The organism is Heliobacterium mobile, from assembly GCF_009720735.1.
GTDB lineage: Bacteria > Bacillota > Desulfitobacteriia > Heliobacteriales > Heliobacteriaceae > Heliobacterium > Heliobacterium mobile.
The window spans coordinates 95,264-118,512 of record NZ_WNKU01000004.1 but is presented as its reverse complement, the minus strand read 5'-3'; the positions used below and the strand labels follow the sequence as shown (position 1 = coordinate 118,512).

Annotated in this window: 25 protein-coding genes and 3 tRNA genes; 4 read left to right on the top strand and 24 right to left on the bottom strand. The window is 52.6% G+C overall.

Annotated elements, in window-relative coordinates; all coding sequences use genetic code 11:
- Window positions 1-92: 92 nt before the first annotated feature.
- From GJ688_RS05740 to GJ688_RS05685, 12 genes are all read right to left on the bottom strand, one after another.
- Entirely contained in the window at window positions 93-578 is a 486-nt protein-coding gene (locus GJ688_RS05740; RefSeq protein WP_155475587.1) for a TspO/MBR family protein, read from the bottom strand.
- 130 nt (window positions 579-708) lie between these two features.
- A complete protein-coding gene (locus tag GJ688_RS05735) occupies window positions 709-966 on the bottom strand; it encodes a hypothetical protein (RefSeq protein ID WP_155475586.1) in 258 nt (85 codons plus the stop codon).
- A 55-nt stretch (window positions 967-1,021) separates the two neighbouring features.
- Window positions 1,022-1,696: a c-type cytochrome gene (locus GJ688_RS05730; RefSeq protein WP_155475585.1), complete on the bottom strand. Its 675-nt coding sequence runs from the start codon at window positions 1,694-1,696 to the stop codon at window positions 1,022-1,024.
- A gap of 55 nt (window positions 1,697-1,751) precedes the next feature.
- Window positions 1,752-2,147, bottom strand: a complete 396-nt coding sequence (locus tag GJ688_RS05725; RefSeq protein ID WP_155475584.1) for a cytochrome b family protein — start codon at window positions 2,145-2,147, stop codon at window positions 1,752-1,754.
- A 13-nt stretch (window positions 2,148-2,160) separates the two neighbouring features.
- Window positions 2,161-2,802 carry a cytochrome b N-terminal domain-containing protein gene (locus GJ688_RS05720; protein ID WP_155475583.1) on the bottom strand — a complete coding sequence of 214 codons (642 nt, stop codon included), beginning with the start codon at window positions 2,800-2,802 and terminating at the stop codon, window positions 2,161-2,163.
- Window positions 2,803-2,805: 3 nt separating this feature from the next.
- Window positions 2,806-3,255: a QcrA and Rieske domain-containing protein gene (locus GJ688_RS05715; RefSeq protein WP_155475582.1), complete on the bottom strand. Its 450-nt coding sequence runs from the start codon at window positions 3,253-3,255 to the stop codon at window positions 2,806-2,808.
- Window positions 3,255-3,473, bottom strand: a complete 219-nt coding sequence (locus GJ688_RS05710) for a hypothetical protein (protein ID WP_155475581.1) — start codon at window positions 3,471-3,473, stop codon at window positions 3,255-3,257. The genes GJ688_RS05715 and GJ688_RS05710 overlap by 1 nt, the downstream gene beginning before the upstream one ends.
- Before the next feature lie 391 nt (window positions 3,474-3,864).
- Window positions 3,865-4,308 carry a c-type cytochrome gene (locus GJ688_RS05705; RefSeq protein WP_155475580.1) on the bottom strand — a complete coding sequence of 148 codons (444 nt, stop codon included), beginning with the start codon at window positions 4,306-4,308 and terminating at the stop codon, window positions 3,865-3,867.
- Window positions 4,309-4,517: 209 nt separating this feature from the next.
- A complete protein-coding gene (gene hemA / locus GJ688_RS05700) occupies window positions 4,518-5,849 on the bottom strand; it encodes a glutamyl-tRNA reductase (protein ID WP_155475579.1) in 1,332 nt (443 codons plus the stop codon).
- Between the two features lie 263 nt (window positions 5,850-6,112).
- Window positions 6,113-6,188, bottom strand: a tRNA-Glu gene (locus GJ688_RS05695).
- Window positions 6,189-6,197: 9 nt separating this feature from the next.
- Window positions 6,198-6,275, bottom strand: a tRNA-Met gene (locus GJ688_RS05690).
- A 5-nt stretch (window positions 6,276-6,280) separates the two neighbouring features.
- A tRNA-Met gene (locus tag GJ688_RS05685) sits at window positions 6,281-6,356 on the bottom strand.
- Window positions 6,357-6,552: 196 nt separating this feature from the next.
- On the opposite strand from GJ688_RS05685, the gene GJ688_RS05680 reads away from it, so the two are divergent.
- Together GJ688_RS05680 and GJ688_RS05675 are read left to right on the top strand one after the other, a co-directional pair.
- On the top strand, window positions 6,553-7,953 hold the full coding sequence (locus GJ688_RS05680) for a Mur ligase family protein (protein ID WP_155475578.1): 1,401 nt from the start codon (window positions 6,553-6,555) through the stop codon (window positions 7,951-7,953).
- 3 nt (window positions 7,954-7,956) lie between these two features.
- Complete coding sequence (locus tag GJ688_RS05675; RefSeq protein ID WP_155475577.1) at window positions 7,957-8,715, top strand: type 1 glutamine amidotransferase; 759 nt, start codon at window positions 7,957-7,959, stop codon at window positions 8,713-8,715.
- A gap of 301 nt (window positions 8,716-9,016) precedes the next feature.
- On the opposite strand, the gene GJ688_RS05670 is transcribed toward GJ688_RS05675, so the two are convergent.
- The 11 genes from GJ688_RS05670 to mfd all read right to left on the bottom strand — a co-directional run bounded on the left by GJ688_RS05670 (window position 9,017) and on the right by mfd (window position 21,089).
- On the bottom strand, window positions 9,017-9,955 hold the full coding sequence (locus tag GJ688_RS05670) for a Ppx/GppA phosphatase family protein (protein ID WP_170291709.1): 939 nt from the start codon (window positions 9,953-9,955) through the stop codon (window positions 9,017-9,019).
- Between the two features lie 65 nt (window positions 9,956-10,020).
- A complete protein-coding gene (locus tag GJ688_RS05665; protein ID WP_155475575.1) occupies window positions 10,021-10,362 on the bottom strand; it encodes an FtsB family cell division protein in 342 nt (113 codons plus the stop codon).
- Window positions 10,363-10,461: 99 nt separating this feature from the next.
- Window positions 10,462-11,037, bottom strand: a complete 576-nt coding sequence (yabQ, locus tag GJ688_RS05660; RefSeq protein WP_155475574.1) for a spore cortex biosynthesis protein YabQ — start codon at window positions 11,035-11,037, stop codon at window positions 10,462-10,464.
- A gap of 25 nt (window positions 11,038-11,062) precedes the next feature.
- Window positions 11,063-11,353, bottom strand: coding sequence for a YabP/YqfC family sporulation protein (locus GJ688_RS05655; RefSeq protein WP_170291708.1), 291 nt, complete (start codon window positions 11,351-11,353; stop codon window positions 11,063-11,065).
- 77 nt (window positions 11,354-11,430) lie between these two features.
- Window positions 11,431-11,709 (bottom strand): RNA-binding S4 domain-containing protein, encoded by a 279-nt coding sequence (locus GJ688_RS05650; protein ID WP_170291707.1) that lies wholly within the window; start codon window positions 11,707-11,709, stop codon window positions 11,431-11,433.
- Between the two features lie 70 nt (window positions 11,710-11,779).
- On the bottom strand, window positions 11,780-12,055 hold the full coding sequence (locus GJ688_RS05645) for an HU family DNA-binding protein (protein WP_170291706.1): 276 nt from the start codon (window positions 12,053-12,055) through the stop codon (window positions 11,780-11,782).
- 103 nt (window positions 12,056-12,158) lie between these two features.
- Window positions 12,159-13,703 (bottom strand): bifunctional methyltransferase/pyrophosphohydrolase YabN, encoded by a 1,545-nt coding sequence (gene yabN / locus GJ688_RS05640; RefSeq protein ID WP_155475572.1) that lies wholly within the window; start codon window positions 13,701-13,703, stop codon window positions 12,159-12,161.
- 50 nt (window positions 13,704-13,753) lie between these two features.
- On the bottom strand, window positions 13,754-15,397 hold the full coding sequence (locus GJ688_RS05635) for a putative polysaccharide biosynthesis protein (RefSeq protein ID WP_155475571.1): 1,644 nt from the start codon (window positions 15,395-15,397) through the stop codon (window positions 13,754-13,756).
- An 84-nt stretch (window positions 15,398-15,481) separates the two neighbouring features.
- Window positions 15,482-16,045, bottom strand: a complete 564-nt coding sequence (gene spoVT / locus GJ688_RS05630) for a stage V sporulation protein T (protein WP_155475570.1) — start codon at window positions 16,043-16,045, stop codon at window positions 15,482-15,484.
- Between the two features lie 168 nt (window positions 16,046-16,213).
- A complete protein-coding gene (locus tag GJ688_RS05625) occupies window positions 16,214-17,245 on the bottom strand; it encodes a peptidylprolyl isomerase (RefSeq protein ID WP_155475569.1) in 1,032 nt (343 codons plus the stop codon).
- Window positions 17,246-17,417: 172 nt separating this feature from the next.
- Window positions 17,418-21,089: a transcription-repair coupling factor gene (mfd, locus tag GJ688_RS05620; protein ID WP_155475568.1), complete on the bottom strand. Its 3,672-nt coding sequence runs from the start codon at window positions 21,087-21,089 to the stop codon at window positions 17,418-17,420.
- A gap of 202 nt (window positions 21,090-21,291) precedes the next feature.
- On the opposite strand from mfd, the gene GJ688_RS05615 reads away from it, so the two are divergent.
- A complete protein-coding gene (locus GJ688_RS05615; protein ID WP_170291705.1) occupies window positions 21,292-21,879 on the top strand; it encodes an HD-GYP domain-containing protein in 588 nt (195 codons plus the stop codon).
- Window positions 21,880-21,908: 29 nt separating this feature from the next.
- Entirely contained in the window at window positions 21,909-22,667 is a 759-nt protein-coding gene (locus tag GJ688_RS05610) for a DNA polymerase beta superfamily protein (protein WP_155475566.1), read from the top strand.
- Here GJ688_RS05610 and pth read toward each other — a convergent pair.
- Window positions 22,664-23,236 (bottom strand): aminoacyl-tRNA hydrolase, encoded by a 573-nt coding sequence (gene pth / locus GJ688_RS05605; RefSeq protein WP_155475565.1) that lies wholly within the window; start codon window positions 23,234-23,236, stop codon window positions 22,664-22,666. The two genes, GJ688_RS05610 and pth, sit on opposite strands and share 4 nt — an antisense overlap.
- Window positions 23,237-23,249: the final 13 nt, after the last annotated feature.

Below are 23,249 nucleotides of genomic sequence, written 5' to 3'. Positions count from 1 at the left end.
GTTGGTTGAATTATACTGCATAATCCACCGTCGATCAACTCTTTGCATTGGCAAACTCCCCAAAAATCTTATACTTAGCTTGTTCAAGGAGCCTACGGATTCATTTGCCAAATATAATAGTTCAATATCGCTTCGTAACAAACCCGTAAAAAATAGGGCATCATCAAGACAGCCGCCAATTCGGACTGCTTATAAAAAGCGATTACAGTCGATAAAATTACTATTGCCAGCAAAATAATCTCGAAAAAAGCGTAAAAGGGAGCTTGTAACTCGAAAAAAACCCATGACCATAAGACATTTAGCAATAATTGCGCCGAAAACAAGGATAAGGCGATTTTTACTTCGCCTTGTTCAAGGTTTTTTCGCCACACCAAATACAGGGCGATTCCCATAAGTGTATATAGAACTATCCAAACAGGATAAAAGGCGTCATTCGTCGGGTTGAATGCAGGTTTGGCCAGTTGGGCATACCATATGATATTGGCCGGATGAATGGTGAACTTAGCGCCAATTAAACTCGCTACCTGGCAGATGATGATGCTCGCGATGAGTTTGAGGACATTGATTGCTACGTTCATTTTTGACCCCCATCGCTCCATCCCCGTCCCCGCCCCGCAACTCCGGTAGCGCTCTATGACGAGATAAGAGCTTTATAAAATCTCTACTGCACTATGCATCCCGAATTCGTCCTAACCGAAGATGCTCACATTATTCAAGCCATTTGACGTTCCTTTTGACGCGACCCGTTTTTTTATCATGGCGATAGACGAATCGCAAGAGACCATATCCGCCGATGACCAAGCCTGCAGGACCGATGATAGCCTGGGAGATACCCACAGATTCTCCATCGATCCACTTACGGACAATCGTCATCGTCAAATCCAGAAAAAAAGTCGCCATTAGAGAAAAAAATATGAGGAAGACCAAATGCCGCCATTGCCATAGTAGCGCTACGATCTTCCTCATGATTCATTCCTCCAGTAAGTCTTTCGTTGATGCTGCTTCTGTAGGTATAAGGGGGTTACTTCGCGGCCTTTTCTTCAGCCTTTTTCTTTTCCGCGTTTTCCTGAGCTACGTCTAAAGGAATCTGTTTGCTGCGCAGGAACGAAATCGTATTGCGCAGTTCCTGCGTATCGGGATAGGCCGGCATCGAGGTACCAGGGCGACCTGTCGTCACAGACTTGAGAATAAACTCGTCTGTAGCCGCATTGAGGAAGCCAGGATCGGTGATCGAAGATCCAATACCACCTTCACCGTTAGGTCCGTGACAGGCGGCGCAGACTTGTTTGTAATAAGCCTCACCTTTGACGGGATCGCCGACGATCCGCTCATTTTTCAGATCTTGCGGCTGAATATCTGGACGGAAGCTGCGAATGTTTTTGATGATCAACTGAGCCTTCTCATCAGGAATTTTCGTATGATCGAAGGCAGTCATGTTTTGGTTAAACCGTCCAGCACGCATGCTTTTGAGGATATAGTCGTCGCTGGCAATCTTCAAGAAGCCTTCATTGTTCAATGTGGCTGCCTTTACGCCTTTAACGCCTTTACCGTCCTCACCGTGACAGGAGGCACAGTTTGTCTTATATAATTCGTGGCCGCGAACGAGTTCTCCTTTGGCTTGCAGGCTCGGGGCCAACAAAATTCCAACCAGGAGTACAGCTGTCCCGCCAAACATAATCAGTTTACGGGTTCCCAATTCGTCTCCCCCTTGTCCTCAAAGTCTCGTAAGACTGTCCATCATCGACAGACGCTTAGCCGCCGATTTGGATCGTTGCGCCATAATAGGTCAGGGCGGCGACAACGAGCATCATAGCGGTGAACACGCCTACCGCGATAGGGCGTTTCGCCGGACGACGTTCTTTACTCCGTTCGAGCCAAGGAACGGCGAAAAGGGCGCCAACCATCACACCTGGAATCAGAATCCCCATGAGTTTGTTCGGTACCATTTCCAAAATGACATAGGCCCAGAGGTAATACCATTCCGGCTTTAAGCCGATCGGTGTCACCAGTTTATCGGCAGGTTCCATCATCTCTTTCGGCAAGACGCCGGCGAGGATGAACAAGACGCCGATGAAAATCATCGCAATAGCAGCTTCGGTGGTGATATGCACCGGCATGAAGGGTATTGTGAACCGCTTCTTTTCCACAGGATCAACCTCCTTACATGGGATCGGATATGCCCTGAACCCGAATCATGATAAAGTGAGCAACCAGGAAGCCGATCGTTACGAGCGGCAGAATCATCACGTGCAATACATAGAACCGGCTGAGCATTTCTGCGGTTACCTTGATGCCGCCCTGCATCATAATCTTCATAGTCGCGCCGACAACCGGCAAGGAACCGGCCGTTTCAGCACCGATGACCGATGCCCAGTAGGATAGTTGTTCATAAGGGAGCAGGTATCCGGTGAAGGCCAGACCGAGGCTTAACACGAGCAGGAAGCAACCGGCAAGCCAGTTCAGTTCCCGCGGCTTTTTGAAAGAACCTGTGTAGTAAACGCGCAGCATGTGCAGGAAGACCAGCAGGATCATCAGGTTGGCCGCCCAGTGGTGCAAGGAACGAATGGTGGCGCCGAAACGCACTTCGTTGGTGATCATCTGCACGCTGGCAAAGGCCGCTTCCGGAGTGGGCTTGTAGTATAATGCCAAAAACAAGCCGGTTACACACTGGACGAGAAAAGCGAGTAACGTGAGTCCACCGAGACAATAAAAGATGTTCAGCGTATGAGAGGGGACCGGGTGCTCAGCGATATCTTCCGCCACTTTCCCGATACCGGGCAAGCGTTCTTCCAACCAATTCATCTCTTACGCAACCCCCTCTTTAACGATGACATCGCCGTTTTCTACGGCTACTTGCAGTCGGACGAGCGGTTTCGGCGGCGGTCCGCCTACATTATTGCCTTCGGGATCGAATTGACCACCGTGACAGGGACAAACGAGTTTCTTTCCTTCCAGGCTGCCTTTCGGAACGTCGACAGTACAACCTAAATGAGTGCACTTGAGTTTGTAAGCGATCACTTCACCCTTGCCGGTTTTGATAGCCAAACAAGGAACATCATTGTAATCAAAGTGGAGCGCTTCCATCGGTTTCAAATCGGCCAACTTGGCGATTTTCTTCGGTTGCGGTGGCTGAAGCAGTCTATCGGGAGGATAGACAAATCCGCCAACAGCCGCTAAAGGCGCTGTGAGAACGGCCAACGTCGGAATCGCAATGACACCGCCCAGGAACTTCCTTCTGGATACGTTCTGATCCATTAGTCTTTGACCTCCTTATACCCTGTTCCATCCCATATGGCTACCCGGAAAGAATACAGGGCCACGCCAAAATCGATGAACAGGAACCCTATGTAAATCGCCGCCCCGTTAAAGTCTCCGTCAGCCAACTTTTTGAAGGCTACGGCGACCAACGCCAGGGCAATCAGGGTTAGTACAATTAGGTTGAGCATACCTGCCTTATAGTCCGGCGCTTTCATGACTACCCCCCCTTATAAATTAAAGTGACTCAGGCCATAGCGCTTAGATTAGGAAACGATTCTGAAATCTCACCGTGGCGGCACCCCTATGAATGCTCCTCCGATGTGTCATCTCATCGTTCCCTACCCCCTTCATCGCGCCACGTCGAAGTCACAAAATATACATGCTGTTTCTGGAGCCGGGACAAATTCGCTGTATTATTCCAAAATGGCATAACAGGATGCTTGGCAACCAAAGCATCGTTTTCCTGCTATGGTATAATAACACGTTCTTTTATCCTTGCATAGATCCTATACAAATGTACTACGTATTATGTTCAATTGCATAAAAAAGAGCCCCGTTGGGAGCTCTTTCTCGCTATGTACGTCCTCTGAATCGAGGAAGTCACGCTTACTTCTGGGAAGCCAGGAACTTAGCTACTTCTTTCTTCTCGTCGTCGCTCAGAGCGGCAGCGGGAGGCATGGTAGCTTGCAGACCTTCACCGGTCGGGTTAGCCAGGATCTTAGCGATTTTGTCAGCGTCATACTTGGCGCCAACTTTCTCGAGATCCGGACCGATGGCAGCAGTTCCTTCAGAGCCAATCTTATGGCAGGAATTGCAAGCACCTTTACCGTTGAAGAGTTCTTTGCCTTTGCCAGCGTCGGCAGTTTTGGTTTCGGTTTTAGCTTCGGTTTTAGTTTCAACCTTAGGAGCCGGAGCTGGAGCTTGTTCGGTTTTAACAGCAGGAGTCTCTTTCTTCTCAGCAGGAGCTTGGCTGCCACCGTTGCAAGCGGTCAGCGTCACGAGAGACAGGCCCAGAACCGCAGCAACACCGATGAGTTTGAAGTTTTTCATCTCTTCATGTCACCTCCAAATAAAATAAAGAACCGGACTTAAAGATAAAATGATTATTACATGACCAGTTGCACCGGACACGATGCCTCCAGTCAAAGCTCACTCGTTTTTCAGTTAATTTTCATTCAATCATTGTATACCATTTCATAAAACATTGATCAATAGACTTTTAACATGTATTCAAAAAAAATTTAACATAAGTCCGTTTTTTAGGCCCGGTTTTGCCGTTGCTCCACGGCAGGGTAATGTACAACGACGTGTTTTTGCCGTTGGCCGGGAACATCTAGGCAGAAAAGATTTTGTAGAATCTCCGAGTACAAATGTCCTTCCGGGGAAGCCGCATAGTGGCGCAGTTGCGTGATCGGATCATGCAGCAACTGGTTGACGATGGAGCTCGCCAAGGAACCGACAAGTTTCTTTTCCTTTTCAGACAAATGCTTTAACTTGCACAAAGCCCGGTCAAGCTCTTTTTCTTTGATTTGGTTGCCCTTGTTTTTCAGACCGACGATGGTCGGAATGACAAAAAGCGAGTTCAGCCAGCGCATGAATTGGTTGATCTCATGTTCGATGATGATCTCCGCTTCCGCTGCGCACTTACGCCGTTCCGCCAAATTGCGGTCAATCACGTGTTGCATAGCGTCAATGTCATAGAGGTGCGTACCGGGAACTTGCGCCACTTCCGGATCGATATCACGGGGTACAGCGATATCGAAGAAGAAGACAGGTTTTCCGCCACGCCTGTCCATCACTTGTTCAACCATGGATTTGCGAATGACATAATGAGTCGCCGCTGTACAGGAGATGAGGATGTCGGCTTCCTCCAAGCGATGATTCACATCCGCAAAAGAAATCGCTTCACCACCACAGCTTTTTGCCAGCTCTTCCGCTTTTTCGACGGAGCGGTTGGCGATGATGATCTTATCGACACCTTCTGCTACGAGGTGCTTCAAAGTGAGCACACTCATTTTCCCAGCCCCGAGTACCATGGCCGTTCGGCCTTTTAAGCCACCCAGGACTTGTTCGGCCAGTTCCACTGCCGTATAAGAGATGGATACGGGATGCTGATCAATACCGGTCTCTGTCCGCACCCGTTTACCCACCGTAATCGCTTGTTGAAACCAGGTATTAACGATTCCGTTGCTGCAATCTTCGTTACAGGAGCGCTGATAGGCCGTACGCACCTGCCCGAGAATTTGGGTTTCTCCAAGAACCATCGAGTCCAATCCCGAAGCGACACGAAAGAGATGCCGAATGGCATCGTACAACGTATGTACGTAGAAGTATTTAGAAAAGTCCTGTGGTTGGAGTTGCCCCCATTCAAGTACAAACCGTTTGACAGCGGTCATGCCCTTTTCCATATCGGTTGACGCACCGTATATCTCCGTCCGGTTGCACGTGGAAAGAATACAGCAACCTTCGATCCCAGCCATACCCTGTAGCTTGTGCAATGCCTCACTCAGCTGCGCTTCAGTAAAGGACAGTTTTTCGCGGACTTCCACTGGAGCCGATTTGTGGTTGAGTCCGACGACGAAGATAAACATGGCACCACCCTCTCTATCCTACGGAATTATCCGACCATCGATAAATAAAAGAATGATTCAACCGCGCGAGCACCTTGTCCTTCCCCATTTTACTAGATTCAAACCATTTGTGAAAGTCCCGATAAAAAAATGATGATGTTTTTTCTCGAGTTTGTTCTACCTAAAGGCAATGTTGTAAAAGGTTCATCTTCCCTTATCATATTCAGTTGGACAAAAACAAATAACCCCCACCAGTAAAATTTTGGTGAGGGAATTTTTCATTTTGGTGACCCGTAGGGGATTCGAACCCCTGTAACCGCCGTGAAAGGGCGGTGTCTTAGACCGCTTGACCAACGGGCCATGAATATTTGGTAGCGGTGGTAGGATTTGAACCTACGACACTACGGGTATGAACCGTATGCTCTAGACCAACTGAGCTACACCGCCAAATTTGGTTGCGGGAGCAGGACTCGAACCTGCGACCTTCGGGTTATGAGCCCGACGAGCTACCAACTGCTCCATCCCGCGTCAATCCTCATCGCCTCGGCACCTTCAAGTAAGCGCGCCCAATCGACTTTGATAGTATGCCACAAGAAAAAAGGTTTGTCAAGCTTTTATCAAATTAAAAAAACGCGTAAACTGTTGTGATGGTAATATACAATAGTAAATAGCCGAACTGAATAATCGGTTCGCCAATGCACGACTGCAACGGAGGTGCTCCCTGTTGTTATCGCCTCGTTTATTAGCCGGTTTGTGGATGGGCAAAACGGCGATCTGGCTAAACCGCCGTTTTGGCCACGGAGGAACGTCCTTCCCCGGAGGAATCGGTCGGCGTGTCGCTCCACAGATCCTGACCGCTCTCGCCAGACAATTAAAAAGGGGAGCCATGGTCGTTACAGGTACGAATGGCAAGACGACGACATCGAAAATGCTGGCTGCCATCGTGGAAAAGTCCTCTTTGACTCTGACGCATAACCGGGCCGGCGCTAACCTCGTTGGTGGGATCACGACCGCCTTCATCGACTCGGCCACCATCGGCGGAAGCATCACCAGCGATTTAGGTATCATCGAAGTGGATGAAGCGACGATCCCTCAACTCGTCCGGGAGGTTCAGCCGAAAGGCGTCGTCGTGACAAATTTTTTCCGGGACCAATTGGATCGTTTCGGCGAACTGGACAAAACGGTCAGCTTGGTCGGCGAAGCCCTTCGACTGCTGCCGGTGCAGTCGATCGCCGTGCTCAACGCTGATGACCCCCTAGTCGCTTCGCTCGGCAAAGATTTTCCGGGCCGAGTCCTTTATTTCGGCATCGATGATCGCTCTTACGGTGCCCGGGAGATGCTCCAATCGGCAGAGACCCGTTTCTGTCGCCTCTGCGGTCATCCCTTGACCTATGACTGGTTTTTCTTCGGCCAGCTCGGTCATTATCGGTGTTCTCACTGCGGATTTGAACGGCCCGAACCGAAAATCAAGGTGACCGGCATTCAGCTCAAAGGTGAAGAGGGCTCCGCTTTTACCGTCGAAACACCTCGCGGCACTTGGCAGTTGGAACTGTCGACACCAGGTTTCTACAACATATACAACGCTTTGGCAGCGATCGCTTCCGCTATCCGGCTCGATCTGCCTGAGAAAGCCATCCGTGCCGGATTACAGGGATACCGGACGAACTTCGGACGGATGGAACGGATCGAACTGGAGGACGGCCGCCGGGCCTTTTTGGCGCTGATTAAAAATCCGACCGGCTGCGACGAAGTGATCCGTACACTCGTTCAAAACAGAGGCCCCAAACGGCTGCTCGTCATCATCAATGACAATGCCGCCGACGGCCGGGACATCTCTTGGCTTTGGGATGCTGATTTTGAATCCTTAGAACCTGTCTACCCGGAACTGCGCAGCGTCTTCACGTCCGGATTGCGCGGTGAAGACATGGCCCTGCGGCTGAATTATACCGGCATCCCCGCTGAAAGCATTCGCTACGAAGCGAACGTGGAATCAGCCATCCGTTCCGCTCTTGAGATGACAGAGCCCGGTGAAACCTTGTACATTCTGCCCACCTACACGGCCCTTCTCGAGTCTAAAGCCGCTTTGACCCGGCTGGGGCACTCGCCTCACTATTGGGAGGAATAGCCCATGAGTAAAACATCGAACCGCACCTTGACCCTCATTCACCTCTACCCAGACCTGCTCAATCTCTACGGCGACCGCGGAAATATCATCACCCTCCGTCGCCGCTGTGAATGGCGCGGTATCACCTTACAGGTCCACTCCGCTTCCTTAGGTGAAAAAGCGGCCTTTGACGATGCCGATCTGGTCTTCATGGGCGGTGGTTCAGACCGGGAACAGACCTTGCTCTTTCAAGACTTTCAACAGCATAAAGGCCCGGCCCTCGTAGAAGCTGCCGAAGGTGGTCTCCCCCTCTTATCCGTCTGCGGAGGTTACCAACTGCTCGGCCTTTACTACCGCACCCACACCGGTGAAGAAATGCCCGGCCTCGGCCTTTTTGACGCCTGGACCGAAGCCGGTTCCACACGTCTCATCGGCAACGTGGTCGCCCAAGCCCCTTTGCTCGGCGAGCAGGCCACACTGGTCGGTTTCGAGAACCACTCGGGCCGCACTTTCCTCGGTTCCCGTGGCGGTATCCAGCCGCTCGCCCAGGTCACCGCCGGTTTCGGCAATAACGGCGATGATCAAGGGGAAGGCGCCGTCTACAAAAACGCTGTGGGCACATACCTGCACGGCCCCGTGCTGCCCAAAAACCCCGCTTTAGCAGACTGGCTGCTCAGCAAAGCCTTAGAACGCCGGTACGGCGGTGGAAGCTTGAGCACCCTTCAGGATACTTGGGAAAATCGGGCTCATCTTTCGGTAGCTCAGAGGTTTGGTAAAAAATAGCCGTCACGGCTTTTTAGCACAGTTGATAAAATCTTCTCCATCAAGCACGATTTGGGTGCATTGACGGAGTGAGCGCTTTGGGCGAAGTGGCGTAGCGAGCACAGGTTGCATAGCGGAAAGGCGCGCCACGGTTCACATGCAGAAAAACCCAGAGGTTTGGCGCGCCCGCGGAGCAACCAAGCGAACAGCCACGCAGCCCTTAGCGAACGGCGTCAATGCACCCCGATTTGCCGAAGTGTTCCATCATAAACTTTCCAACAAAGACATGTTGTTAAACCTATTTATCGTGCCAGTACAGCGGCTATTCGCCTCGCGGCGGCCACTCCCCCAAAGCGATTTGCTTCAATGCCGCGTGCAACAGATCGGTCTCACTGACGACGATCTCCTCAAATCCCCCGTCCTCCATAAAGGCCTCTAACACCGATAATCCTGCCGGAATGATGTCAGCCCGCTCAGGCTGCAGCCCGGCCACTTGTTTCCGCTCTTCCAAGTCCATGGCTCGCAACTCCCGGGCGATGGACTTTACTTTTTCCAGTGGAATCTCATAGCCGTGGACCTTGTCGGGAGCATAATCTCGCAACTGCAGCGCAATGGCCGCTACCGTTGTTATCGTCCCGCCGACTCCGATCAGTATCGGCCTGCCCATCCGTTGCAGAGAGCTCACTTTCTCCACCGCCGGTGCCCAGACCGAAGCAATATCCACCCTGCCCAAGGGCGATTCGGTCAGACGGACCGCGCCAAGGGGAAAGCTCTGCCGCCACCACCGGTCCTTATGGTGAAATACCACTTCGGCGCTGCCGCCGCCGATGTCTACGACAACAGGAATTCTCCCTGCTGCGAGTCCTTCCGGAAGCCCCTCCACAGCTCCCTGATAGCTCAAATGCCCCTCCGTCTCTCCGGACAGAAGGGCCACTTCCAACCGGAATCGTTCATATACTCGCCGGCAAAAATCCTGACCATTGAGGGCCTCTCGAACAGCACTTGTCGCGAAGGCGGCCACCTGCTGAACGGAGATACCATACTTTTGCATAGATTCTACGCCGTGGCCCAGGGCGGCCATCGTTCGCTCCACCGCATCGGGGTGGAGCGTCCCGGAACGGGTTACCTCCCGGCCTAACCTCGTCGTATCGAGGTGATGCCATAAGGGAGTCTGTTTCCCTGCTTCCTGACGGGCGGCGAGAAATCGCACCGAGTTGGAGCCGATGTCGATGGCCCCCCATGCTTGCCCTTTATCGATCATCTCTTCATAAACCTCCCGAATATAAAAAGCATTTCCGCCGGCAACAGGCGGAAATGCTTTTATCATCAGTCTCTGATTTGAATATTTCCATTGGCGTCTTTTTTCATGGGAACGCCGTTGCTTTGTTTTGCCCTGACTACGATCACTTCGCCAGGTCGAACAAGCCCCAGTTGTTGACGAGCGACCTGTTCCACGTAAGCGTCGGAGGAAAGCCATTCTTTTTCTTTTTGCATCTGCCCATGTTCCGTTCGCACCTGTTCCAGATCAGCAGACAGCCTGTCCGCCTCCTGGGCCAGTTCCCGGTGCTGAAGATAGGGGGGAACAGCTGCCAACGCCAATAGGCCGATCCCTGCCCCGATGAGCAGCATCTTCTTTTTTCGATTGGATCGCGCCTTGGCTCGTTTCACCGAAACCCCTCATCTCCAAAATACTTAAATTGGTACTTTCTGCAAGGCTCTTTCAAATTCCTGCAACTCAATAAAAAATATATAGATTTATTTAGGTTGTCAATTCTCATTTGGTGGAGGCCCTGGCGGGGGGCGGCGAAAACGCTGTCCGATGCGTCCTTTGATCTTTTTCCACCGGGAACTGAGACTGGATAAACGGACCCGAAGAAACTGTATCGCTCGTCGTAAAGGGATCCTTACCTTCTGGTGGATCCAACGTTTCAACTTGACCATGTTCCGGTAGAGATAGCTCATACAGTCTCGAAGGAGCCGGTAGGCAAAGACAAAAGGAAACGTAGCTAGATAAAGGATCATGCGAAGCACATGCAAGATCAGTTCTAGCATGCCTTCCCAAAAAGCCCGCACTTCCTCCGAAACAAAACGAAAGTAAAGGAAGAGTCCAAATGCAAGCCCCATAAAGACATAGACCCGCACTTCGCCCAGGTTGCCCCAGAGAAGCAGGAGAAAAAAGATGGCAGCGCCAAAAAGCCAAATTAAATAGTCGGCCACCGACGTCCACCATCGCCGGCGGCCCACCCTGACAAGGGTTCGATAGAGATCGAATCCGGCACCTAAAAGCAACCCGCCAATCGCTGATAAGGCAAAACCGTAGATTTGCTGGGCCAGTGGTGTCACCGAAATTCCTCCCCGCCCCTTGCTCCTACCGGAGCAGTCGACTCAATAAGTTCTTTCCCTTTTGCCGTATATTCTGCGGAGAGTTTTCCTCCAGGTACTGTACCGCCGTGATATATCCCTCCACCGACAGCACCTTTTCGTCTAAGTTCAACTGCATGATCTGCAAGCCTTCGCCACGGAGCAACAAGGGCCCCCGCACCGTCACCGTGTAGATTTCGTTTTCGTCAAAAGCGCCGACTTGGGTCACACCGCGAATCATAATGTTCTTACGGTCTTCCACGACAAAGCCGTGGCTTTTATCGTTATGAACATCCACGGAAGTTCCTCCTTTGTCCTCAATATCGACAAAATAAAAACGCCCCCCCATCATGCATATGTGGGCAGGCGTTTTTCCTAGAACAAAGGGGATTCCTCTCGGGCAAGGTTCTCTTCCCGTAGGATCCGGTATAGTTCCCGGGCTTCTTCCACCCGGGCGTTTTCCTTGATTTCCTGAATCTCTACTTCCAACGTTTTTTGAGGGAACTGCAGGATCAACCGATCTCCCGGTTGCACCTCCGTCCCCGCTTTGGCCGGACGTCCGTTTACAGTGACCCGTCCGCCCTCACAAACTTCTTTAGCGACGGTGCGCCGCTTGATGATGCGGGACACCTTCAGGAACTTATCAAGACGCACGATGATCCCCCCGAATGAAAATCAGGTTCCCTGCTGGAAACCTGACTTCAACTCTTTTGTACTTCCGGGATTAAGCTTCGACAGCATCTTTCAGTGCTTTACCTGCTTTGAAGGCCGGCACTTTCGAGGCTTCAATCGTAATCGTTTCCCCGGTCTGCGGATTGCGGCCTGTACGAGCTTTCCGTTCACGGATCTCAAAGGTGCCAAATCCGACGAGTTGAACTTTATCTCCCGCTTTCAGAGCTTCTTCTACAACAGTAAAAAACGCATTAACTGCCTTTTCGGCATCCTTCTTGGTCAGTTCGGCTTTTTCTGCGACGGCACTCACCAAATCTGTTTTGTTCACCCGTTACCCCTCCTAGTATTGGATTGCTGAGAAGGTATTCGCTATATACCCATTTATTCCTTCCGGCTTGTTAATATTTTCGACTTTTTAAGCCAAATTATTCCTATAGACCCTGTGCTTTTGCTTCATCCCAGTACTTGTCCATCTCTTCTAAAGAGCAATCGGTCATATTTTTTTGTTCCCGCCGACAGCATTCTTCTACATATCGAAAACGCCGGATGAACTTATCACTGGTGCGGTGAAGGGCTTCTTCCGGGTTAACCTGGAAAAATCTCGCCAGATTGACGACAGCAAAGAAAAGATCCCCTAGCTCATCGCGGATGTGTTGCTTATCGCCACTATCGATCGCCTCTACCAACTCGGCCAGCTCTTCCCGGACTTTTTCTCTCGGACCATGCCAGTCGACCCAATCAAAACCGATGCGAGCCGCCCGCTTCTGTAGTTTTTCCGCTCGCAACAGCGCAGGCAGAGCCGTCGTGACCTTATCGATGCCGCTGGGACTCTTCACCTTCTCGCCTTTTTCTTGCGCCTTGATCGCTTCCCAGTTGACGAGCACTTCTTTGGAATCGGCCACTTGAATATCGGCAAAAACATGGGGGTGCCGGCGAATCATTTTTTCCGTTATGGTTTGTACAATCTCACCGATCTGAAAGCGCCCCTCTTGCTGGGCGATAGCGCCGTGGAAGACGACCTGCAGGAGCACGTCGCCCAGTTCCTCTCGGATCTTGCTGTCATCTTTCAGATCGATCGCTTCTAAAACCTCATAAGCCTCTTCCAGGAGATAGGGTTTCAGGGATTCATGGGTTTGCTCGCGGTCCCAAGGGCAACCGTCCTCGCCCAACAGGCGAAACATGACGTCGACCAGGGGATCGAGAGGATATTCTCCGGACGAAAACCGGTACCCAGTTGACTGAACCCTTGATTCTTGTTCGAATTCTTCAGCAACCGATTCCTGCTCAGCCCTGTCACCGTCCCCCTTCGGCGGAACATATAGGCTCGTCAGGTGATCCACCCAGGACAGGCGGTCGAGTTGGTAAAGGGGGATCGTCTCCACGCGTTCCTCCCCCGAGACGCCAGCGGCCCGGACGACAGTCACCGGATACTCGTCGGGGTAGCTTTCCATCAGAGTCAGTTTCACTTCCGACGCGACCAGCGGCGAGTACATCTGGGTGATGATGATTCCTTGACGCCCCGCCAGATCATCGGCCCTCAAGTCCAACCCGTCCAACACCGTCAGCCCCCGGGAAGGATCTAACCCGATGGTCGTATAGATGGCTTCCAAAAAGCTGACGCCGGGAATGACATCTACCGTCAATCCCCGTCGTCCCGCCTCGGCTAAGAGGATTTCGACGGTCTTTTCCCCCACACGGGGATGACCGGGTACAGCAAAGGTCAAGGGACCTTTTTCCGACTCCTGAAGAATTTCTTCGGCGATGCGAGGATAGAGTTGATCGAAGGAATCGACCTGATCATAGAGGTAGTCAAAACTGCGATAAGTCAGGCCCGATTTCGTTAAATATTCCACAGTCGGGTGGACAGAGGTGCGAAGAAAAAGCGGACGCTGCGATTGAAGCGCTTGCCAGCCTGCCAGTGTAAGATGTCCTGCATCTCCCGCGCCTAACCCGACGATCGTAATGTTCGGTTCCATGATGCTCCTCCGATTCGTTCACAATGTAGAGAGGGCGCCAAAAACAGTTTTTAAGCGCCCCAAAACTGCCGGTGCCAACTGGCCAGCCGCGGGCCCACCCGGGGGATCATGGCCAAATCGACCGCTTGAATCCCACCGATGGCCAGCAAAGTGAGACCATAGATGATCGACGAAGTGATCATAGACAAGGCCAGCCCGCTCCAAGGTCCTACCATATTCGTCAAATAGGGGACACCGACAAGGGCGTAACCCGCCATCATTGTAGCAGCAACAAAAGGCTTGAGCAAGGCAGCCGACCAGGGAAAGGAAACACCGCTCTGTATTCGAATATACCAGAGAACGAGTATCGCCGCTACCAAAAAGCCCACATTCGAACCGACAGCCGCCCCTAACAGACCCCAGCGGGGCATCAGAACGATGTTGCTGCCCACTTTCAGCACCGTGCCAATGATGAGGGCGACGACGGGAAAGGCCGTCCTCCCCATGCCCTGGAGACCGGATGTGACCACTTGGTAGAGAGCCGAAGAGAGAATGGTTGGCGCCAGCCAGACCATCGGCAGGGCCGAACCAGGAGCATGAAAAAGCAGAGCCCCAATCGGCTCAGCTAATGCAACCAACCCTGCGGCAGCCGGCCAGGACAAAAGCGCCACGATCCGTACCGACGAGAGATACCGCTCCATGGCGAGAGGGCGATCTCCCCGGTTCCACAGGGCCGAAATGACGGGAACTAAACTGGCACCAACAGCTCCCGTCACGATCGACGGCAATCCCACCAGGGATGCGGCCATTCCGGAAAATTCTCCGAACAGCGAAGCTGCTTGTGACGCCGTATAACCGGCTAACTGTAACCCTCGAGGGATGAGAACAGCATCGACTGTTTGCATGATGGGCGTAACGAGTCCGCCTAAGGATATGGGGAGAGATAAGATGAGCAAGTCCTTCCAGAGGCCGAAAATACTCTTGCTGTGAACGACAGGCGGAGCGGCCTCAGCAGCTGCACTCTCGTCATCGAAAAGGTTTTTCCGGGGAATGCCGCCATGGGTTTGACGCTGCCAGTAGTAAAAGAATCCCCCCAAGACGACCAAACCGGCTATCCCGCCGGTCACCGCTCCAAAGGTAGCACCGGCTGCGGCCACATCGACGCCGTATCCCAGTAAGTATAGGCTGAGCCAAAGAATCGTTCCGACGCGGACGAGCTGTTCCGCCACCTGCGACAAGGCCGTCGGGATCATGTGCTGGTACCCTTGAAAATAGCCTCGGAACGCTGCCATCAGCGCCGTCAGCAGCACAGCCGGTGCAATGGCCCATAAAGAGAACATAGTCCGTTCGTCCTGAAGAACTCCTCTGGCCAAAAAGGGAGCATAGTGGACCATCAAATATGTAGCTCCACATCCGAGTCCAAAAAGCAGCCCAAAGGAGGCTAAAAAGACCCGATACGCGCCTCGATGGTCTCCATGGATCGCCCGCTGTGCGACCAGCACGGAGATGGCCACCGGGAGTCCCGCTGTGGCTAGACTTAAGGCCACCGTATAGATGGGGTACACCATCTGGTATAATCCGACACCTTCGGAACCTAAAATGCGAGCCAAAGGGATCCGGTAAAAGGCGCCCAGAAATTTGCTGACGATTCCCGCCCCGGTCAGCCATAGGGCACCCATGAGAAACCGCCGTCCTCCTGTCCCCTGCCAGGCCATCTATGCAATATACCCCCTAAACGCGGCAAAGCATAACCGGTCGGTTATGCTTTGGCACAAGTACTTTGCCCAATCCGGGTAAAGTCATTGTTCCATTTGTTTGGCGAGGAAACCGGCAGCCGTCTCAGCCAGTTTCATCTCCATCTCGCCCATCTTGACGTTCGGATCTTTCGATGCTAAAAGGACTGCGCCAATCGGGTCACCCTCCGCGATAATCGGAGCAATAACTTCAGCAGAAAATTTGCAATCGACCTCTTCTTCGGTAGAAGGGCAACCTTTGCAGTGGGCATGTTCACCTGGCTTCTGAATAAGAACAGCTTTCCGCTCCTCCATCACCCGTTCGACCGCAGGCCCGACCGGCTTGCCTAAAAACTCTTTTTTCGGGGCTCCTGCTACGGCGATGATGTTGTCCCGGTCAGCGATACATGCGATATGGCCCGTGGCCTCGCTCAAGGAGTCCGCATATTCTTTGGCAAAATCGCCTAACTCGCCAATCGGCGAATATTTCTTTAGGATGACCTCCCCTTCGCGATCCACAAAGATCTCCAGAGGGTCTCCTTCTCGGATACGTAAGGTTCTTCGGATCTCCTTGGGTATGACCACACGCCCGAGATCATCGATTCGCCGTACGATGCCCGTTGCTTTCATTCCTTCACCATCCCTCCTTTGTGGGCCGTGACTTGGGGTTCTTGGTTCAGTGATAGTATATATCCGACCCTTTGGGGTTATTCATTTTTTTCCATCCCGAAGGGTTCTGACATTCCCGTAAAAAAGAACCCGATAGCCGCTTTTGGACGGTTATCGGGCTCTTTGTCATTATTTAGACGGTTGTTGTCCTTCCGGGGCTGGTGCTGCGGGGGCTGGCGCTTGTTCAGGCTGCTGTGACGAGTTAGGCGTTCCTGTTCCGGTCTGCGGAGCCGCCGGTTGGGGAAGTTTCCGTTCGATTTTAGCAGCCGCTTTTACATCACCGTACCAGGTCTCGAATTTCTGTTGTTTCTGTTCTGCCGCCAGGTCGACTTTGATCTGATCTTTCACTTCGTCTAAGGTCAGTTGGCGCGCTTCTTTGATATCTTCGACTCGAATCACATGATAGCCGAAATTGGATTTGACAGGGGTTTTGCTGATCTCGCCTTTTTTCATCGAGAAGGCGGCGTCAGAAAACTCCTTGACCATCGCATCGCGGTCGAAGAAACCGAGTTCACCTTTGTTCTGGGCAGCCGTCGGGTCGGTGGACTTTTCCGCAGCCAACTGCTCAAAGTTAGCGCCTTTTTTCAGTTGATCGATCACCGCTTTGGCTTCTTCTTCCGTCTTTAAGAGAATGTGCGAAGCCTTGACTTGCTGGGTTTGCTTAAATTTATCGGGATTTTCTTTATAGTACTTCTGAATATCTTGGTCGCTCACTTGTACGTCCGGGCTGAGTGTATCATAAAGATTCGACATGATCAGGTTCGATCGGATCATCTCTTTCAGTTCCGGTTCTGTCAAGCCGTTCTGTTTCAGTGCGTTCTGATATTCCTCATCAGAGGGAAAATTCTGCTTCCCTTTCGTCAGCTCTTCATCGACCTGAGCATCAGTCACTTGGATATTCCGCTGTTTCGCTTCCTGCATGAGCAGCTTTTCGTCGATCAGCCGTTCCAATTCCTGCTGTTCCAGGCTGGCGAGGACCTCTTTTTGGTTCGGATCTCCCTCTAGGTTCTGTTTATAGCGGTTGACTCGCTTGTCCAGCTCCACTCGGGTAATTTTTTCGCCGTTGACGGTGGCCACCGTACTGCTGCTGCCGCAGCCTACCAGGGACAAGAGAAAAGTCCCTAACAAGGCTACAGCCAGCAATTTCGCTGATTTTCTCAAAATAAATTGTCCTCCTTATTGGTGTAGGAACGACTCGATTATACCACCAAGCTCTACGAAGCGACAAGCTGGTTGGTAAATATTGCTATGAATCTGTGAAACATTGGTCCTTATGGGCTGAAGTTGCGGTTGTTTGCCGAGAGAACTGCGGCCGTTACATCGGACCGAGGGTTCAATGGCGAATACTTGGCGGCCATTGGTTCCCACGGTTTCGACCTGTCGCCGATTCAGGAACCGCCTGAACTGCTCGCGGTTCCGGCTCCGGCATCGCCGAGGTTTTATCGGCTTCCCCATTCGCATCTTTGGCTTTGCTCGCTTTAGCCAGCAGGCCCATCGCTTTATCGACAATCAGCAGCGTCTCCTGCGGTTTTTGGCGGGTCGTTTTGATTCTCACTTCAAAACCACTCGAGGCAGAGAAGTTGACCTTCCGGCCTAAAAACTGCACCAGCGCCGAAATGGCCGACGCGTCCACCTTGGCATGAGGAAAAAAGCGGATACGAACCTCTTCTTTTTCCTGCTGCACCGCCGACACACCGAGAGCCTGTCCGTGAGCTTTGATCCGGCTGAGGCGGACTAAGTTTTGAACGGCTTCCGGCAAATTGCCAAAACGGTCTTCCATCTCCTCTTCCAATGTATCGACTTGATCGATCGTCTTGGCATCGAGGAGGCGCTTGTAAAAATGGACTTTGGAGGCCGAGTCGGCCATGTAGCCGTCCGGAATAAAGGCGTCCACCTTGATTTCCACGAGCACATCGGGCTTCTCTTCCGGTTTTGTTCCGCGCAGTTCTTGGATCGCCTCTTCAAGCAAGCGACAATAGAGGTCAAAACCGACGGAAGCCATCTGTCCATGTTGTTCCGGCCCGAGCAGATTGCCGACACCGCGAATCTCTAAGTCCCGCATGGCGATTTTAAAGCCCGATCCCAGTTCGGTAAACTCCCGGATCGCATGGAGCCGTTTTTCCGCTACTTCGGTGAGCACCTTGTCCTTGCGATAGGTGAAGTAGGCGTAGGCTAACCGGTTGGAGCGGCCCACCCGCCCCCGGAGTTGATACAACTGAGATAAGCCCATCAGGTCGGCCCCGTCGACGATCAACGTATTCACATTAGGAATATCGAGACCCGTCTCGATGATCGTCGTGCAGACGAGAATATCGTACTCGCCTTCTAAAAAGTCGAGCATGATCTGTTCTAGCTGGTCCTCCCGCATTTTACCGTGACCTACGGCGACGCGAACGTCTGGAATCATTGCCATCAAATCACGGGCGATGCGGTCTAGGTCTTCGACCCGGTTGCGAACATAATAGACTTGGCCGCCCCGGTTTAACTCCCGGCGGATGGCCTCCCGGATCAGCTCGGGGTTGTATTCCACCACATAGGTCTGCACGGGGTAGCGATCTTCCGGCGGCGTCTCGATGATCGACATGTCCCGCAAGCCCACCATGGACATGTGCAGGGTACGAGGGATCGGCGTGGCGGACAGGGTCAGCACATCCACGTTCTCCTTAAATTGTTTGATCTTCTCCTTATGGGCCACACCGAAGCGCTGCTCCTCGTCGATGATCAAGAGTCCAAGCTCTTTAAAGCATACATCATTCGAGACGAGCCGGTGAGTACCGATGACGATATCGACTTCGCCTGTCTTCAACCCTTCGATGGTGAGCTTCTGTTCCTTGGCCGTGCGGAAGCGAGAGAGCACCTCGACTCGGACGGGGTAGCCGCTGAAGCGCTCCCGGAAGGTATTATAGTGCTGCTGAGCTAAGATGGTCGTAGGGACCAGGACCGCCACTTGCTTGCTGTCCTGCACCGCTTTGAAGGCAGCCCGGATGGCCACCTCTGTCTTGCCATAGCCCACATCGCCGCAGAGCAAACGGTCCATCGGCTTGGGCCGTTCCATGTCGCTCTTCACTTCGATGATCGAGCGGTACTGATCAGGTGTCTCCTCATACGGAAAGGCCTCTTCAAATTCTTTCTGCCAAGGCGAGTCCGCCTGAAAGGCAAAGCCCGGCTGGCTTTCTCGAGCAGCATACAGTTTAAGCAGTTCACCGGCCATCTCCCGGACCGATTCCTTGACCCGTTGTTTGACCTTTTGCCAATCGTTTCCGCCTAAGCGGTATAGTTTCGGCGCTACCCCTTCGGTGCCGACGTATTTTTGGATCAGGTGAACCTGCTCCGTAGGAACGTAAAGACGGTCTTCCCCGGCGTACTTGATCACCAGGTAATCTTTTTGGATACCGCCTACGTCGAGCTTTTCGACGCCCATATACCGTCCTATCCCATGGTTGACATGGACGACGTAATCGCCGAGGGCTAGGTCGACAAAGGAATCGATCTTCTGCCCTTCCCGGGCTGCCTTTTTCGGTTTGCGGGGCTTTTTCTCCCGGCCAAAGATCTCATAGTCGGTGATGACGACCAACCGGGACGATACCATTTCAAAGCCTGCTTCGAGATGGCCCACGCCGACCGACACGGTTCCGGTGATGATTTCCGACTCGATACCAGCGACAGACCGGGCTTCTACGCCATAGTCGCGCAGCGCCTCCAAGATGCGGTCGCGGCGGGACGGTGTAGCCGCTAGGATCAGTACGGCCGCCTTCCTCTTCCGGTACTGTTTGAGTTCATCGGCCAACATATCTAACTTGCCTAAAAAGGGATGCATGTTCTTGGCCGTAAAATGAACCGTGTTTTCGTGGTTGACCCGATCTAGTTTTTTCGCGAGCAGGGCCAGATAGATGATCGGCTTTGCGCCCAACTCAGCACTCAAGTCGTTATAGTAGGTATAGACGTTCCTCTGCTCCGGCAGTACACCGCCAGACTCAAGCAAGTGCAGGAAGGTTTCGGTGATCTCCTGCTCCTTGGCCTCGGCCGTTTCCTTGATCCGCGTCGGCTCGTCCCAGAACAGGATCGTCTCCGGATGTAGATAGTCTGTAAGCAGCACCTGATCGGGATAGAAAAAGTTCTGAAACTGCTCCAAACCTTCCACCCAGATGCCTTCGGCCAATTGCTCCAGGTAACTGTCCACTTTTTCCTGTAACCGGGCAGCCGTCTCCTGCTGATCCGATTTGAGCAGCCGTTCTCGGGCAGCTTCCGCTTCTCGGGCCAGTCTCTCCCGGCCCTGTTCCATCGTCTCCGCCGTCAAAAGCATCTCCCGGGCAGGGCCGATCTCATAGGCATTTACTTTTTCGAGGGAACGCTGGCTTTCCACATCGATCAGCCGGATCGAGTCCACTTCGTCATCGAAGAACTCGATGCGCGCCGGCTGGGACTGTGTGAGCGGAAAGATATCCAAGATGCCGCCCCGGAGAGAAAATTGGCCGGCCCCTTCGATTTGGTTGGCCCGCTGGTAGCCTAAAAAATGCAGCGACTCGATCAGATGATTCAAGTCGACCCGTTCCCCTACGGAAATAGGAATAGCCCCCTGGGCCATGACGGCAGGGGGTACGATTTTTTTCATCAAAGCGTCGATAGTGGTGACTACGGTGACCGGTTCTTTGCGGGCTAATCGCAGCAGCGTCGTCAACCGGTGGGCCAACTGTTCATGGCTCGAAGACAGTACTTCATAGGGCATCACTTCCGTAGCGGGGAAGAACAAGATATCCTCATTGGGCAGGAGGGATTGCAAGTCCTCGACAATTTTTTTCGCTTGCTGTATCGAATGGGTGACCACCAAGAGGGGTTGCCCCGATCGACTGGCGAAGGTCGCCATCAAGGTTGTTCGCTGGCTCCCGGTCAAGCCAAAGGCAGCCTGGGCGCCGCGGCCTCGTTTCCAGTCGGTCCAGAGATGCTGAAATTCCGTAGTATCCGCTATATGATCAAAAAGATTGTTTGCTATCGCCTTTTCGGCCATACGCTCTCTCCTCTCGTCCTTGGCTCGACACCTTTTCGGGGCAGGAAAAATCGATCCCCCCGCCTCCCGGCACCGGAGTAGGACGGCCGAATTCGTTCTCATTATATTGTTACCCCACTTGTCCGGTCAAGAAAAGGATGTTTTGTTCCCCATGGGAATCGGTTACAATGAAGGAAACCACATTCCATGGAGGTGGCTTCCTGTGCCCGTTCCGGCGGACAAGTATCCTTTGCTTCTCGAAGAGACAGAACGACTTCTGAAGAAGCTGGAAGAACACGATCTTCCCAGTTTGATACATACACAAGACGTAGCGAAGGTGACGAAAGAGTTCATACGCTTTCTTCGCTTACCCCGTGAAACATCCATGCCGATCATCCTAGCCGCCTTGCTGCACGATATCGGCAAGCTGCGTGTGGCTTCCGGTATCCTACAAAAGCCTCATGGCATCGACGCCATCGAGCAGATCTTGATCCAGGTCCACTCCAACCATGGCGCTTCCATCATCCAGGAAGGGGGACTCTTTCCGCCGGAAGTGGCCGAGATGGTCGAGCAGCACCATGAACATTACGACGGTTCCGGCTATCCCGGACAGTTAACAGGCTCGTCCATCACACGAGGCGCCCAGATCATCGGTATCTGTGACGTTTTCGCCATGTTGCGTGAAGACCGGGTGACCCAGAAAGCACGCACATTAGCCGAAGCCAAAGAGTATCTGGCGAAAAACAAAGCCTGGTTTGCCCCCGATATCTACGAATCCTTTTTGCAGTATGTCGCCGAAAATTACGGTTGAAAAACTTCTTCTGCAAGGAATGTAGAGATATGCTGGAAACCATTGAAGGACGAAAGATTCTCCTGTCAGCCAGGGTCGGCTCCCCCAATTACAACCTCCATGACAGCACCTCAGATCAAGATTGGAAGTACCTCTTGTTGCCCACCTTTGACGATCTTTATGGGCAGAAGTTTTTTTCCTCTGCTCAGACTTCGCCGGAAGTGGACTATACCGTCCACGATATACGCCGTTTCGCCGAGTTGATCCTGAAGGGGAATCCCTATTTTCTCGAAATCCTCTTTAGCCAGGAAGTGGTCGTCCATCCCCAGCATGTTGAACTGGGTCAAAAGCTTCTATCTCGAAAAGAAGCACTCGCCCAGTTGAATCGGCCGGGACTTTTCCGCAACTGCATCGGCACGGTGAAGGAGAAACTGAAGAATCTTCGCAAAGGAACATCGACAACGGCCCATCTGGTCAGAGAATTCGGGTACGACACGAAGGAAGCTCTCCACGCCTACCGGCTCTTAGATCTGCTGCGGCGCTTTGTCGCCTACGGCTGGGACTTTCAGAAAGCCCTCTGGTATGAGGGCGAGACCCGCCGCCGGATGTTCGAGATCAAAAAGGGCATGGTTGCCCACGCCGATATCGATCAGGTGCTCCTGGTAAAGCTTCAAGCAGCAGAAGAATTATCATCGGTCTATGCTGCTTATCCGGTCGATCAGGTGACGTCACGCTGGTTGCGCCAGACTGTACGGGAACAAGTCCGCAAAGGGCTGTCCGAAGAGTTATTACCCTCCGCGAAAGATTAGGCTTTTTCCCCGCCGTTAAAGCGGTTCATCACCTCGATCATCCCCCGCTCCAACCAGAGCTCTACGGCGTCGCAAGCCAGATCGATCGCTTTCTGTATATCGGCTAGTTCTTCCGCCCGAAAGCTCTCTAAGACATAGCTGGCCGATGGCTGCCGGCTCGCCGGGCGGCCGATGCCCAGTTTCAAGCGAGGAAAGTTTTCACTGCCCAGACAAGCGATCAGCGATTTGATGCCGTTATGACCACCGCTGCTACCTTTTGTTCGACCCCGCAGTTTTCCTGGCGGAAGATCGAGGTCGTCATAGACGACGAGGATATCTTCTGGGGCCAATTTGTAAAAAGCGGCCATGGCACTGGCAGCCTGCCCGCTCAAATTCATGTAGGTCTGCGGTTTCAGCAAGAAAACCTTCTGCCCGCCAAGGCGAACTTCGCTAAAGCTCCCCTGAAACTTAGCTTTGAAGCCGTCATGGCCCCATCGTTCCGCTAACTGGTCAACGACCATAAAACCAATGTTATGCCTCGTTTTTTCATAATCACGGCCGGGATTGCCAAGACCGACGATCGCTTTCATCTATCTCTCCCCT